The following is a 12,790-nucleotide window of genomic DNA, read 5'->3' as shown; positions in this document are numbered from 1 at the left end:
AAACCCCACCCGCCGCAGTATTGACCTGGAGAGCGTCATGCTGAACACCCTTCATATCCGCACCAAACTGCTGTTCTTGCTGGCCATGGCGATCACCGGGATCGCGCTGGTCGGCGGCGCCGGCCTGTTCGGCATGCGCAGCGCGGCAGCGTCCTTTACCGAAGTGGCCGAAGTGCGCATGCCGTCGCTGCAAGGGCTGAACAAGATCAAGCTGGGCAACCGCGCGATCCGCATCGGCGCCGTGTCGGTGTTCCGCCATGCCGACGATCCGAAGGCTTCCTCTAAAATCGGCGCCGAAGTCTCCGCCATGCGGGCCGGGTTCGCGGAAGTCGAAGCCGGCCGCAAGATCTACGATCCCCTGCCGCAAACGCCGGAAGAAGCGGCGCTGTACAAGGATTTCCTGTCCGCGTGGGAGCCGCGCAAGGCGTTGGGCGAGCGCGTCGTCGCGGCGGCCGAGCGGCTGGCCGCACTGCCTGAAGGCAGTACCGACAAGGCCGCGTGGGAACAGTTCCGCCACGCGGTTGCCGACGTGGGCCCCCACGTGGAAAAAGTCAGCCTCGCACTGGACAAGGTGGTCGACCTCAACATGAAAATCGCCACCGATGCGGTGACCGCCGCGCACACCGACATGGATGCCGCGCAGCACACCATGGCCATCGTCTTTGCCGTGGCCGGCATTGCCGTCACCGGCCTGTCGCTGGCCATCATGTTTTCCACCTTGCGCCAGCTGGGCGGCGATCCCCGCTACGCGGCCGAGATCGTGACCCGGGTGGCGGGCGGCGATTTGACGGTGCAGATCAATACCCACCCGGACGACCGCGGCAGCCTGCTGTACGCGATGAAATCCATGGTCGAGCGGCTGGCCGGCGTCGTCGGGAATGTCAATTCCAGCGCCGATGCGCTGGCCAGTGCATCCGAACAAGTCAGCAGCACGGCGCAATCGCTGTCGCAGGCGGCCACCGAGCAGGCAGCCAGCGTGGAAGAAACCAGCGCCTCGGTCGAGCAAATGACGGCCTCGATTTCGCAAAACACGGAAAATGCCCGCGTCACGGACGGCATGGCCAGCAAGGCCGCCGGCGAGGCCGTCGAGGGCGGCGCCGCCGTGTCCAGCACGGTGGACGCGATGCGCCAGATCGCCCGGAAAATCCTCATCATCGACGACATTGCCTATCAAACCAATTTGCTGGCGCTGAACGCCGCCATCGAAGCGGCCCGCGCCGGTGAACATGGCAAGGGCTTTGCCGTGGTGGCGGCCGAAGTGCGCAAGCTGGCCGAACGCAGCCAGGTGGCGGCGGCGGAAATCGGCGAAGTGGCGGGCAGCAGCGTGGAACTGGCGGAACGGGCCGGCCACCTGCTGAGCCAGATGGTGCCGAATATCCAGAAAACCTCGGGACTGGTGCAGGAAATTTCCGCCGCGTCCGACGAACAGTCGACCGGCGTCAGCCAGATCAATACCGCGCTGAACCAGTTGAGCCAGGCCACCCAGCAAAACGCGGCGGGATCGGAACAACTGGCAGCCACCGCCGAGGAAATGAGCGTACAGGCGGAAGACTTGCAGCGCACCATGGGTTTTTTCAAGGTGACGCAGCAAGAGCCGGCCCGCGCCGCGCACCGTCCGCCACCGCCCAAAGGCGCCCCCACCAAGCGCTACCAGCCGAAACGGGGCAAGCTGGCGCCGGTGCCGGACAGCGCCAATAACTGGGAACCGGACGAATCGAATTACGTGCGCTTTTGACGTTTCAATCAGCGAAGCCCGGGCCGATCAGGTCGATACGGTCCGTGCAAAAACCATCGACGCCCCAGTCCAGGATGGTGCGCGCCCGCTCCGGGTCATTGACGGTATAGCAAAACAAGCCATAGCCCGCCTGCCGGATGTCGCGCGCCAGTTCCGGCGTCAGGTGCTTGTGGTTGGTATGGATCGCCACCGCCTGCAACGCCTGCGCCTGTTCGCGCCAGTCGGCGGGCACGGTGTCGAACAGGCAGGCGCGCGGCACGTCCGGCGCCGCGTCGCGCGCGGCGGCCAGCGCCGCCATGGAAAACGACGACAGCAGCGGCACGGCGGCCAGGTCGCCCGCACGCACTTCCTCGATGAAGCGGGCGCGCGTTTTTTGCGCCACCCAGCGCCCCGTCTCGTCGTCGAAACCGGGCGCCGGCTTGATTTCAATATTCATCCAGATGCGCTGCGAACGGCAATAATCGACGAACTCCGTGAACAGGGGCACCGGTTCGCCGGTAAATTCCGCGCCGAACCAGCTGCCCGCGTCCTTGCGCACCAGGTCCGACGCGGCGGTGCGCGCCACACTGCCCTGCCCCGCCACCGTGCGGCCGAACTCCGGGTCGTGCATGATGACGCCGACGCCGTCCTTCGACAGCATCACGTCGAATTCCACGGCGCGGAAGCCGTACGCCAGGCCGCAGCGCAGCGCCGCGATGGTGTTTTCCGGGGCCAGCTTGCCGCCGCCGCGATGGGCCAGGACCCGGGGATATATCCAGGGCATAGTTACCTCTTATTTATGAAAATGCATGTCGCACCCGTGATTTCCAACCTTAACACAACCGGCTAATCTGGCGGTCTCTACGACTCTTCGAGGCAAAGGCAATGACAGCAATGACACCGAAAGCGCTGGGACATATCCGCGTGCTGGACCTGTCGCGCGTGCTGGCGGGACCATGGTGTTCGCAAAACCTGGCGGACCTGGGCGCCGACGTGATCAAGATCGAACGCCCCGGCGCAGGCGACGACACGCGCGCCTGGGGCCCGCCCTATGCAAAAGACAGCCAGGGCCAGGACACCACGGAAGCGGCGTATTACCTGTCCGCCAACCGGGGCAAGCGCTCCGTCACGGTGGACATCGCCAGCGCGGAAGGCCAGCAACTGATCCGCGAACTGGCCGCGCACTCGGACGTGGTGCTGGAAAACTACAAGGTCGGCCAGCTGAAGCGCTATGGCCTCGATTACGAATCGCTGAAAGCCGTGAAACCGGACCTGGTCTATTGTTCCGTCACGGGTTTCGGCCAGGATGGCCCGTATGCGCACCGCGCCGGCTACGACTTCCTGATCCAGGGCATGGGCGGCCTGATGTCCGTCACGGGCGAGCGCGACGACTTGCCGGGCGGCGGCCCGCAAAAAGCCGGCGTGGCCCTGACGGACCTGATGACGGGCATGTACGCCACCATCGCCATCCAGGCCGCGCTGATCCACCGCGACCGCACCGGCGAAGGCCAGTACATCGACATGGCGCTGCTCGACGTGCAGGTGGCGATGCTGGCCAACCAGGGCAGCAATTACCTCAACAGCGGCAAGGCGCCCAAGCGCTGGGGCAATGCGCACCCGAACATCGTGCCGTACCAGACCTTTGCCTGCAGCGACGGCTACATCATCGTCGCCACCGGCAACGATGGCCAATACCAGAAGTTCGTCGAAGCAGGCGGCCGCCCCGACCTGGCGCAGCACGAACGCTACGCCACCAACCGCCTGCGGGTGGAAAACCGGGACGAGCTGGTGCCGATCCTGGCGGACATGGTGCTGCGGCAGGCGCGCGACTGGTGGATCGATAAACTGGAAGCGGTCGGCGTGCCGTGCGGCCCGATCAATGATCTGCACGACGTCTACCGCAACCCGCAAGTGCAGGCGCGCGGCATGGTGGTGGAAGCGCCGCACCCGACCGCAGGCCACGTCAAGCTGGTGCGCAGCCCGATGCGGCTGTCGGCCACACCGGCCGATGGCGGCACGGCGCCGCCGCTGCTGGGGCAGCATACGGAGCAAGTGTTGCGGGAAGTATTGGGACGCAGCGATGAACAGATCGGCGAATTGAAGGGCAAAGGCGCCATCTGATGCAGGGAACAGGGCGCCGCCACAGGCGCCCTGAGACCGTCAAGACACGGTCAATGCAGATCGCGCTTCAACTCCTGTAACTCTTCATGCACGTGCAACACCGCGCTTTTCATTTGCGCGGTCAACGTCGGCACGTTGATGCACACGCGGCGCGCCCGTTCACCCAGCACGCCCAGCTCTTCCACCATCCGGCCCAACGCGGCGGCATCGAGCACCGCCGCCTCCTGCTGCACTTTGTCCGCCTGCCGGTCCAGCTTGTGTATGCAATCGCGTAATTCCCCTGGCAAATTCCTCTCGGCGGAACATGCTTGCGATGCTTCTCCGATGGCCCGTTCCACCCGGTCAAAACGTTGCTTCAGCTGTTGCTGCATGGCGCTCTCCTTGGTCGTTGGCAGGCACGGCGTGCCTGGAATGCATCTGACCGTCCGCCGCTGATTCAGTTGCGTTCGCTTGTTTGAGCCGGCGCAATACGCCACCGTTGTAAGAATTTGTGAAACTTATAAGAAATTCGCACAGGCAACGTTACATTTCCTGCATGACTTTTTCCTCTCCACCCCGGCTGAATCCCTTTGCGATGCTGGTCATGGCCGTGCTGCATGCCGCACTGTTCAGCGCGCTGCTGGCGCAGCGTTTCCGCGCCGTGCCGCCGCAGGAAGGCAAGCTGGTGGAGCCGATCCAGTGGCTGTTGCCACTCGCGCCGCCAGCATCAAAAAAGCCCGTGCCCGATGCCGGCCGGGCAGCGCCCGTGGCACAGCCGCCGCGCCCGGCAGTGCCGCCCGCCACGGCCGGAACCCGCGCGGAACCGATCAGCAGGGAAACCGCGGCGCCCTCCGCCCCGGCAGCAACAACGGCACCATCCTCCCCTGCCGACCCGTTCGACCTCGCCAACGCCCCGCCAGCCGCCGCCACTGACGCGCTGCTGCACCGCCGCGACTGGGGCGCGGGCAAGGCGGATCATGAGCTAAGGGGAGGCAAGCTGGCCAGGCTGGTGCGGCCCACGGATACCTTGCAGGCGGGACTGGAACGGGCGTTCCAGGATGCAGGCGAAGCGGTGCCGCCCAAGTGGTTCAGCGCCCCGGAGATCCGCGAGCTGTCCGTGCCGGAAGGCCGCATGCGCATGTATAAAATCCGCACCGCAATGGGGACCTACTGCTTCTACAAACCCGACCCCAGCCTGGAAGCCAAATACGACTACAAGCTGATGACGTGTCCGCGCGAAAAGTAATGGCTTACGCGGCGATGGCGGGCGCCGCTTCCGCCACCGGCTCCAGCTGGCGCAGCCGCAACGCAATCAACAGTCCGCCGCACAGGCAGGCGCCCAGCAGCGCCACCACGCCGGTCCAGCCGCCACGCGACCACAGCAAGCCCGTGGTCCACGCCACCACGCTGGAACCCAGGTAGTAAAAGAACAGGTACAGCCCGGACGCCAGCCCCGCCTGCGGACGGCTCAGCGCTTGCGCGCGGCGTCCCACCCAGCTGCTGGCAATCGAGTGCCCGGCAAAGAAGGCAAACGTGAAGACCGCCATGCCCAGCAAGATCAGCGGCAGCGACGACGCCAGCGTCAGCAGCAAGCCGCCCAGCATCAGCGCCATGATTTTCCACAGCACGTTGCGGCGGCCCAGGCGGTCGACCAGCCGTCCCGCCCACACGGAACTGAAGATACCCAGCACGTACAGGAACGACACCAGCCCCGTCACGCTCTGGCGCAAGCCGTACGGCGCGCTTTGCAGGCGGAATGCGATATAGCTGTACGCGCTGACCATGCACCCCATCAGCACGAACGCCAGCGCAAACAGCAACCGCATGCCGTCATCGCGCAAGTGCAGCGACCAGCCCTGCCATGCGCCGCTCCAGTGAATGGCGCCGCGGGTGAAGTGGCGCGAACGCGGCAGGCTGCGCCAGAATTCCCACGCGGCGAGCAAGCCCGCCACGCCCAGCGCCGCCATCGCCACGCGCCACGAATACATATCGCACAGCACGGACGTCAGCATCCGTCCCGCCATGCCGCCAAAGGCGCCGCCGCTGATGTACACGCCCATCGCCGCGCCCAGCGAACCGGCTTCCATTTCTTCAGACAGGTACACCATGGCAATGGCCGGCATGCCGCCCAGCGCCAGCCCGGTCATGGCACGCAGCGCCACCAGCTGGCCATAGTTGTGCGCCAGCGGGCTCAACAAAGTAAGAATGGCCGCCACGACCATCGCGCCCACCATCAGCGGCGTACGTCCCAGCCGCGCCGACACCACGGTCGACACCACCAGCGCCAGCGCCAGCGCGGCCGTCGACGCCGCCAGCACCAGGCTGCTCTGCGCCGGCGTCAGCGCATATTCGTGTCCCAGCACCGGCATCAGCGGCTGCACGCAATACAGCAGGGCAAAGGTGGAAAACCCGCCCAGGAACATGGCGCGGGTGGAGCGGGTGAATGCGGGTGTACCGGCGGCGATGGCCATGGGGCCTCCTGCGACAAACAATGGCCCCATGGTAGGATTGCCCTGTAATACTGTCCAATATATATTTCAGGCGTCAGTAATATTTAAAAACGATATATGGAATTGCGCCACCTCCGTTATTTCATTGCCGTCGCCGAAGAGCTGAGCTTTACGCGGGCGGCCGAACGGCTGCACATCGGCCAGCCGCCGCTGAGCCAGCAAATCCAGGCGCTGGAACTGGAAGTGGGCGCGCGCCTGCTGGAACGCAACAAGCGCTGGGTGCGGCTGACGGAAGCGGGCAAGCTGTTCCTGGCCGACGCGCGCCAGATCCTGGCCCAGTCGGAACAGGCAGTCGTCACGGCGCGGCGGGCGGCGCGCGGCGAAGCGGGCGAATTGCGCGTGGGGTTCACGTTTTCCACCCCGTTCACGCCCCTGTTTGCGCAAGTGATCCGCCAGTACCGGCAACTGTATCCGCACGTGGCGCTGACCTTGCATGAAATGGCCACCCTGCACCAGCTGGACGCCATCGAAGGGCGCAAGCTGGACCTGGGATTCGTGCGGCCACCGGAAGTGGCGCTGCCGGATGCCATCGCGCTGACCATGCTGCGCGAAGATCCGCTGGTGCTGATCCTGCCGGCCGATGCGCCGCTGGCGCGGCACCGCAAGATCCGTGTCGCCGATTTGCAGGGCATGCCGTTCGTGATGTACCCGAAGGAAGCCGGCACCGGGATTTACCACCAGATTTTCCGCCTGTGCCGCAGCGCCGGATTCGTGCCGCACATCGCGATGGAAGCGGGCGAAGCGTCCACCATCATCGGGCTGGTGGCGGCCGGGCTGGGCGTCAGCGTCCTGCCGCAGCCGTTCGACCGCATCCGCATGACCGGTGTCGCTTACCGCCCGCTGGCCGACAGCGCCGCCACCACCGCGCTGCTGCTGGCGCAGCGCAGGGATGACGCCAGCCCGCTGGTGGAAGCCTTCATCGGGCTGGCCACGGCGGCGGCTCGGCACACCGGCGCCGCATGACCGGCCGCGTCACAACGGCGGCAAATACCACAGCTCGCGTTCAGCCAGCGGCGTTTCCGGCGTCAGCCCCGGATTGTCGAGGGTGAAGATGCGCCGCCGCGCCAGGCCGGCGCGCTGCAGGTAGGGGCCGTGCTGCGCCATGAACAGCCGCTCGAAAGCGCCGTCATCGATCGCCTTGCGCAAGCCCTGCTCCAGCACGGCCGCCAGCGCCCCATTGGCCGGGTGGACGAAGAAATACAGCGCGGAGGGAAAATGCAGCGCAAGATGCGGCTCCACCACCAGCCCCAGCTTCGCATAGTGCTGCGCCTCCACCCACGCTTGCCGCAACGGACGGGGAAAGTAATCGAAGCGGCGCGCCGCCAGCATGGCGGGCAGGCTGGCGGTATGGTTGCCGGTGACGACGGGCAAGCCGTTGGCGCGCAACACGGCGGTTTCCGCCCAGTCGAAACCCGATCCGGCCCGGAACCGCGCCAGGTCCGCCAACCGCGTGACCGCGGCAAAGCGCTCGGCGTCGGCGCGCGGCACCAGCGCGATACGGCAGCCGCTCAAGCCCCGGTCCAGCGGAATGCGGACCGGCAGCAGCGCCGCTTCCCGCTCGCGGCTGGTGACGGCCCACGCCACGTCGAGATATTGCCCGCGCGCCAGTTCATGCAGGGCGCGGTTGCGCTCGACCCGCATGGGCCACGGCTGCACCGTATACGCGCCGGATGCATGGTCCAGCGCCAGGTGCAGCATCTCCTTGCAAACCTGGTCGATATCGTTGTCGACGCGGGGGCAGCGCACCACCGCCGGCACGTGCGCGGGCGCCTGCGCCGGCAGCAAGGGACAGGCCGCCAGCGCCAGCGTTCCCGCGCCCCATCGCAGCACCTTGCGGCGTGCGGGGCTGGGGACACAGGCGCTGGCCTTCATGCCGGTCAGTCGTAGTCCGCGTCCAGCTCGGAACCGGCATAGTTTTCCAGTTCCGCAAACAGCGTTTTCATGGCCGTGCGGCCCCGGATGTTTTGCAGCACCGTGCACGTGGTGCGGTACGACTCGATGCGCTGCAACAGTACCGGGTGGTGCTGCGCCGGCACCTTGGCCACCAGCGCGGCCCATCCCTCTTCGTAATCCGGCTTGTTCTTGCGGACCGCCTTGACGAAGCGTTCGAACTCTTTCTGCCCGGTGCGCGCCACGATGCGGCCGCCGCCCTCGACGGCAAAAATGATGGCCAGCGCAATCACGCCTTCCGCATTCAAGTCGCTGTCGTTGACGGCGCCGCCGTCATGGTGGCGGCGCAGCCAGCCGGCCAGGCGCACGATGGCTTGCACTTCCTTGCGCTGCTTCAGTTGCGTTTCGAAGCGTTCCGGACCGGACCAGTTCTGGTTCGGATCGGCCAGGCAAATGTCGACGAACAAGTCGCGCAAGCGGCGCTGCGCATACACGGGGTCGTTGTCGTATTCGCCCACCAGCGTATCTTCCGGCATTTGCGCCAGGTCCTTGATTTGCCGGAAGCCCGCCTGGAACGCGGCTTCCGCGCCGTTATCGATGAGGAAGTCGAGCGCCGCCGCGTCCGAATCCACCGTCAGCACGGATTCCAGCCCCAGCGACACGCCGCCCACCGTCAGGTGCAGCGCGCGCTGGATGCCGTCGGCCGTGCGTTCGTTGGTGAATTTTTCCGCCACCATGGCCGTGATGCCGGTCAGTTCGTCGGCCAGGATAAAGGCCGCATCCGGGCGGGGATCGCCCGGCAACAGCTTGATTGCGCGCGTAAGCCGCGGCAGGCTTTCCTTGACGAGTGCGGGCAGCATCAGGAGAAGATCCCCGTGCCCATGCTGCGGCGGCCGCTGGCCGCTTTCGGCGCACTGCGCGTGCTTGGTACTTGCTTGCGCAGGCGGTACAGCAATTCACGGGTGGTGCGTTGCAGGAATTTCGGTTCCTCGTCGGGGTCGTCGGAAAATTCCGCGTCGGCCAGGTCGGCGCTGTGGCGGAAGTCCGGGAACAGTTCGAACAGGGCGCGGTCCCAGCCATCTTCCGACGCTTTCGCCAGTTCCAGCGCCAGCGGCACGACGTCGTTGTCGGACGTGGTTTGCGCGCTGACATACGGGCCCTTGGAAATGATTTCGCCGGCCAGTTCCAGGATTTCCTTGGGCGCCAGCGAGAACAGCACGGCAAACGCGGTGCAGCCATGGTCGGTGGCGGACGCTTCGCGCAGCAATTCTTCGCGGCGTTCCTGGTCTTCCGTGGAAAACACCACGCCGTGGATGTGCGCAAACAATTGCTCGGCCAGGCGCTCCGGGTCGTCTTCGATCAAGTCGTCCTGGAACGTCGCGGCAAAGAACGCCAGGCTGTCGGCCCACGCCTTCGGTGGCACTAATAACGTCGTCAGCGACAGCTTGCCGCCGTCAAAGCCCGCCATGTGCAGCGCCGTCACCTGCGGCGGGATGGTCGACAGCACTTCGGCCACCGCGTAATCGCCGAACTGGTCGGCCGCGTCGGCAAAAGCCTGTTCCGCGTGGCTCAGCGAGCCGGCCAGCACCAGTTCCGTTACCTGCTTGCTGATGGCTGGCAGATTTTTGTCGGACATTAATGGTCTCCTTCCTGGTCAAACATGTTCGCGAAGTCGTCAGTCACTTCGCCCTCGTCGTCAAATTCATCGTCGCCTTCATCGCCTGCAGCCAGTTGGTCCAGCGAAACATCGTCGTCGTCCCACATGCGCGGATGCTTGTGCAGGAACGCCGTGATGACGGCCTGGCGGCCGATTTCCGGGAAGTTTTCTTCTATTGCAGCATACATCTTTGCCGCCACGCCGTCCGGGCACGACGCCAGCGAGAACACGCGGGCCGGGTCGCCATCTTCGTAATCCTGCGCTTCGGCCACCATGGCTTTCGGATTGTCGAACCGGATGTGATCGACCAGCGCGAACGCCATCATGTTGACGTCTTCGATACCGCCGCCCGCGGCGTATTCGGACACCAGCGCATCGAGCATCATCTTGTAATTCTTGCGGTCGGGCGGATCGCCCAGGATGCCTTCGATCTGGCCTTCCAGTTCGCGCGCCTGATAGGCGAATTCAGGGTGGACTCTTCTCATTTTGTTGCTCTTTCAATATTGATTGGCGGTACCGGTGGCTTCCGCGCCGCGGAAGCCACCTGCTCGTCCTGCCATCGGTGTATCTGCTTATGCGACCGGGATCGTCACGCCATGCAAGCCGAACACGCCGCGCCACAACTGGTACGCTTCCGCTTCCGGGTCGATGATGATGCGGTGGTTCAGGCTCTGGTCATGTTCGGCCCGTTTATCGGGGTCCGACAGCACTTCATATGCCTTGGCGATGCCTTTGAAGCGCACGTCCGCGCCAGGTTCCGGGTTGCGGTCCGGGTGGTAGCGCATCGCCAGTGAACGGTAAACCTTCTTGATTTCCTCGTCTGAGGCGTTGGGCGCGACACCGAGCACGAGATAGTAATTTTCCATAAGGAAGCTCCGTAGGGTCGTATGCCGTGATGTTATAAAGACGAATTATCCTACAGAAAAGCGTATGCCGTCCCGCCCCGGGTAGCCGGTACGGTAAAATGCGTACCATTTCGCTTTCAAAAAATCCGGTTTTTCTCACTTTTACATGAGCAACGACAAAAAAAATCCTGCATCGGCCGCTGCGCTACCCGCGCTGCCATCCAACTTCCTGCGCGCCATCATTGAAAATGACCTGGCGGCCGGCACCCATACCCGCGACGGCATGCCGAATGTGATCACGCGCTTCCCGCCGGAACCGAACGGTTACCTGCACGTGGGCCACGCCAAGTCGATTTGCCTGAATTTCGGCCTGGCGCGCGACTACAACGGCCGCTGCCACCTGCGCTTCGACGACACCAATCCGGAAAAGGAAGAACAGGAATACGTCGACACCATCATCGACAGCGTCAAATGGCTGGGCTTTGACTGGAACTGGCAAGGCCCCAACGGCAATGAAGTGCACCTGCACCATGCCAGCGATTATTTCGACCAGTTGTACACGATGGCGGAATACCTGATCAACGAAGGCTATGCCTACGTCGACAGCCAGAGCGCCGAGGAAATGGCGGCCAACCGCGGCAACTTCAATACGCCGGGCGTGAACTCCCCGTTCCGCAACCGTCCGCGCGAAGAATCGCTGCAAATGTTCCGCGACATGAAAGCGGGCAAGTACAAGGATGGCGAGCACATCCTGCGCGCAAAAATCAGCGAAGACGCGATGTCGTCGCCCAACATGAACATGCGCGACCCGGCGATCTACCGTATCCGCCACGAACACCACGTGCGCACGGGCGACGACTGGTGCATTTACCCGATGTACGACTACACGCACCCGATTTCCGATGCGCTGGAAAACATCACGCACTCGATTTGCACGCTGGAATTCCAGGACCACCGCCCGTTCTACGACTGGCTGCTGGAAACCCTGTCGAAAGGCGGCTTCTTCACGCTGCCGGTGCCGAAACAGTATGAATTCTCGCGCCTGAACCTGACGTACGTGATCACGTCCAAGCGCAAGCTGCGCCAGCTGGTGGAAGACGGCGTCGTCACGGGCTGGGACGATCCCCGCATGCCGACCATCGTGGGCTTGCGCCGCCGTGGCTATACGCCGGAATCCATCCAGTTGTTTGCGGAACGCATCGGCGTGACCAAGTCGGATGGCTGGATCGACATGAGCACGCTCGAAGGCTGCGTGCGCGAAGACCTGGACCCGAAAGCGCCGCGCGCCACCGCCGTGCTGCGTCCGCTGAAGCTGATCGTGGAAAACTTCCCGGCCGACGCCAGCGAACCATGCTCGTGCCCGGTCCATCCGCACCACCCGGAAATGGGCGTGCGCAACTTCACGTTCACGCGTGAACTGTGGATCGAAGCGGACGACTTCATGGAAACCCCGACCAAGGGTTACTTCCGCTATACGCCGCCGGTGGGTGACCAGCCAGGCAGCCGCGTGCGCCTGCGCCACGGTTTCGTGACCGAATGCACCGGCTACGACAAGGATGACAACGGCAACGTCATCGCCGTGCGCGTGAAATACTTTGAAGACAGCAAATCCGGCACGCCGGGTTCCGACAATTACAAGGTCAAGGGCAATATCCACTGGGTCTCCGCAGCCGACTGCCTGGAAGCCGAAGTGCGCCTGTACGACCGTCTGTTCACGGATCCGCAGCCGGATGCCGGCGGCAAGGATTTCATGGCGGCGCTGAACCCGAATGCGCTGGAAACCGTGACGGCTTATCTGGAACCAGGCATGAAGGACGCCGCAGGCGACCAGCGCTTCCAGTTCGAACGCCATGGCTACTTCGTGGCCGACCGCGTGGATTCACAGCCCGGCAAACCAGTGTTCAACCGCATCGTCACGCTGAAAGACAGCTGGACTGCAAAATAAATACCAAACCAATACCTGTTTGGAAAAAGCCGCCTTCGGGCGGCTTTTTTATTGATCTTTGTCTAATACACCGAATATTTGCAAAAACTGTTCTTGACGAAAGTCACCTTTTATTTATATATTATGTAA

Annotated in this window: 13 protein-coding genes; 5 read left to right on the top strand and 8 right to left on the bottom strand. The window is 64.2% G+C overall.

Going from position 1 to position 12,790, the window contains the following annotated elements; translation table 11 throughout:
- The first annotated feature begins 37 nt into the window (after nucleotides 1-37).
- Nucleotides 38-1,735 carry a methyl-accepting chemotaxis protein gene (locus tag GJ700_RS32095; protein ID WP_154381799.1) on the top strand — a complete coding sequence of 566 codons (1,698 nt, stop codon included), beginning with the start codon at nucleotides 38-40 and terminating at the stop codon, nucleotides 1,733-1,735.
- Nucleotides 1,736-1,739: 4 nt separating this feature from the next.
- On the opposite strand, the gene ugpQ is transcribed toward GJ700_RS32095, so the two are convergent.
- Entirely contained in the window at nucleotides 1,740-2,498 is a 759-nt protein-coding gene (gene ugpQ / locus GJ700_RS32090) for a glycerophosphodiester phosphodiesterase (protein WP_154381797.1), read from the bottom strand.
- Between the two features lie 101 nt (nucleotides 2,499-2,599).
- On the opposite strand from ugpQ, the gene GJ700_RS32085 reads away from it, so the two are divergent.
- Nucleotides 2,600-3,835 (top strand): CaiB/BaiF CoA transferase family protein, encoded by a 1,236-nt coding sequence (locus GJ700_RS32085; RefSeq protein WP_154381795.1) that lies wholly within the window; start codon nucleotides 2,600-2,602, stop codon nucleotides 3,833-3,835.
- 50 nt (nucleotides 3,836-3,885) lie between these two features.
- Here GJ700_RS32085 and GJ700_RS32080 read toward each other — a convergent pair whose 3' ends face one another.
- Complete coding sequence (locus GJ700_RS32080; RefSeq protein WP_154381793.1) at nucleotides 3,886-4,206, bottom strand: hypothetical protein; 321 nt, start codon at nucleotides 4,204-4,206, stop codon at nucleotides 3,886-3,888.
- Between the two features lie 164 nt (nucleotides 4,207-4,370).
- Between GJ700_RS32080 and GJ700_RS32075 the strand changes: the two genes are divergently transcribed.
- On the top strand, nucleotides 4,371-5,060 hold the full coding sequence (locus GJ700_RS32075) for a hypothetical protein (RefSeq protein WP_154381791.1): 690 nt from the start codon (nucleotides 4,371-4,373) through the stop codon (nucleotides 5,058-5,060).
- A 4-nt stretch (nucleotides 5,061-5,064) separates the two neighbouring features.
- Here GJ700_RS32075 and GJ700_RS32070 read toward each other — a convergent pair whose 3' ends face one another.
- Complete coding sequence (locus tag GJ700_RS32070) at nucleotides 5,065-6,285, bottom strand: MFS transporter (RefSeq protein WP_229507369.1); 1,221 nt, start codon at nucleotides 6,283-6,285, stop codon at nucleotides 5,065-5,067.
- A gap of 96 nt (nucleotides 6,286-6,381) precedes the next feature.
- On the opposite strand from GJ700_RS32070, the gene GJ700_RS32065 reads away from it, so the two are divergent.
- Nucleotides 6,382-7,287 (top strand): LysR substrate-binding domain-containing protein, encoded by a 906-nt coding sequence (locus tag GJ700_RS32065; protein WP_154381787.1) that lies wholly within the window; start codon nucleotides 6,382-6,384, stop codon nucleotides 7,285-7,287.
- Between the two features lie 9 nt (nucleotides 7,288-7,296).
- On the opposite strand, the gene GJ700_RS32060 is transcribed toward GJ700_RS32065, so the two are convergent.
- From GJ700_RS32060 to GJ700_RS32040, 5 genes are all read right to left on the bottom strand, one after another.
- Nucleotides 7,297-8,196 (bottom strand): hypothetical protein, encoded by a 900-nt coding sequence (locus GJ700_RS32060; protein WP_154381785.1) that lies wholly within the window; start codon nucleotides 8,194-8,196, stop codon nucleotides 7,297-7,299.
- Nucleotides 8,197-8,201: 5 nt separating this feature from the next.
- Complete coding sequence (locus GJ700_RS32055) at nucleotides 8,202-9,074, bottom strand: hypothetical protein (protein ID WP_154381783.1); 873 nt, start codon at nucleotides 9,072-9,074, stop codon at nucleotides 8,202-8,204.
- Nucleotides 9,074-9,850: a hypothetical protein gene (locus tag GJ700_RS32050; protein ID WP_154381781.1), complete on the bottom strand. Its 777-nt coding sequence runs from the start codon at nucleotides 9,848-9,850 to the stop codon at nucleotides 9,074-9,076. The genes GJ700_RS32055 and GJ700_RS32050 overlap by 1 nt, the downstream gene beginning before the upstream one ends.
- On the bottom strand, nucleotides 9,850-10,356 hold the full coding sequence (locus GJ700_RS32045; RefSeq protein WP_154381779.1) for a hypothetical protein: 507 nt from the start codon (nucleotides 10,354-10,356) through the stop codon (nucleotides 9,850-9,852). The genes GJ700_RS32050 and GJ700_RS32045 overlap by 1 nt, the downstream gene beginning before the upstream one ends.
- A gap of 87 nt (nucleotides 10,357-10,443) precedes the next feature.
- Complete coding sequence (locus GJ700_RS32040) at nucleotides 10,444-10,737, bottom strand: DnaJ domain-containing protein (protein WP_154381777.1); 294 nt, start codon at nucleotides 10,735-10,737, stop codon at nucleotides 10,444-10,446.
- Between the two features lie 145 nt (nucleotides 10,738-10,882).
- Between GJ700_RS32040 and GJ700_RS32035 the strand changes: the two genes are divergently transcribed.
- Nucleotides 10,883-12,661: a glutamine--tRNA ligase/YqeY domain fusion protein gene (locus GJ700_RS32035; RefSeq protein WP_154381775.1), complete on the top strand. Its 1,779-nt coding sequence runs from the start codon at nucleotides 10,883-10,885 to the stop codon at nucleotides 12,659-12,661.
- Nucleotides 12,662-12,790: the final 129 nt, after the last annotated feature.

Source organism: Pseudoduganella rivuli, from assembly GCF_009674485.1.
Classification (GTDB): Bacteria; Pseudomonadota; Gammaproteobacteria; order Burkholderiales; family Burkholderiaceae_D; genus Rugamonas; species Rugamonas rivuli_B.
The sequence above is the reverse complement of the archived record's forward strand: the minus strand, read 5'-3'. Positions and strand labels throughout refer to the sequence as shown.

Bases quoted from the DNA above. Each gene is read 5' to 3' on its own strand.
- GJ700_RS32070 (WP_229507369.1), bottom strand. From the start codon at position 6,285: ATGGCCATCGCCGCCGGTACACCCGCATTCACCCGCTCCACCCGCGCC.
- GJ700_RS32045 (WP_154381779.1), bottom strand. From the start codon at position 10,356: ATGAGAAGAGTCCACCCTGAATTCGCCTATCAGGCGCGCGAACTGGAA.
- GJ700_RS32080 (WP_154381793.1), bottom strand. From the start codon at position 4,206: ATGCAGCAACAGCTGAAGCAACGTTTTGACCGGGTGGAACGGGCCATC.
- GJ700_RS32095 (WP_154381799.1), top strand. From the start codon at position 38: ATGCTGAACACCCTTCATATCCGCACCAAACTGCTGTTCTTGCTGGCC.
- GJ700_RS32035 (WP_154381775.1), top strand. From the start codon at position 10,883: ATGAGCAACGACAAAAAAAATCCTGCATCGGCCGCTGCGCTACCCGCG.
- GJ700_RS32040 (WP_154381777.1), bottom strand. From the start codon at position 10,737: ATGGAAAATTACTATCTCGTGCTCGGTGTCGCGCCCAACGCCTCAGAC.
- ugpQ (WP_154381797.1), bottom strand. From the start codon at position 2,498: ATGCCCTGGATATATCCCCGGGTCCTGGCCCATCGCGGCGGCGGCAAG.
- GJ700_RS32055 (WP_154381783.1), bottom strand. From the start codon at position 9,074: ATGCTGCCCGCACTCGTCAAGGAAAGCCTGCCGCGGCTTACGCGCGCA.
- GJ700_RS32060 (WP_154381785.1), bottom strand. From the start codon at position 8,196: ATGAAGGCCAGCGCCTGTGTCCCCAGCCCCGCACGCCGCAAGGTGCTG.
- GJ700_RS32085 (WP_154381795.1), top strand. From the start codon at position 2,600: ATGACAGCAATGACACCGAAAGCGCTGGGACATATCCGCGTGCTGGAC.
- GJ700_RS32065 (WP_154381787.1), top strand. From the start codon at position 6,382: ATGGAATTGCGCCACCTCCGTTATTTCATTGCCGTCGCCGAAGAGCTG.
- GJ700_RS32075 (WP_154381791.1), top strand. From the start codon at position 4,371: ATGACTTTTTCCTCTCCACCCCGGCTGAATCCCTTTGCGATGCTGGTC.
- GJ700_RS32050 (WP_154381781.1), bottom strand. From the start codon at position 9,850: ATGTCCGACAAAAATCTGCCAGCCATCAGCAAGCAGGTAACGGAACTG.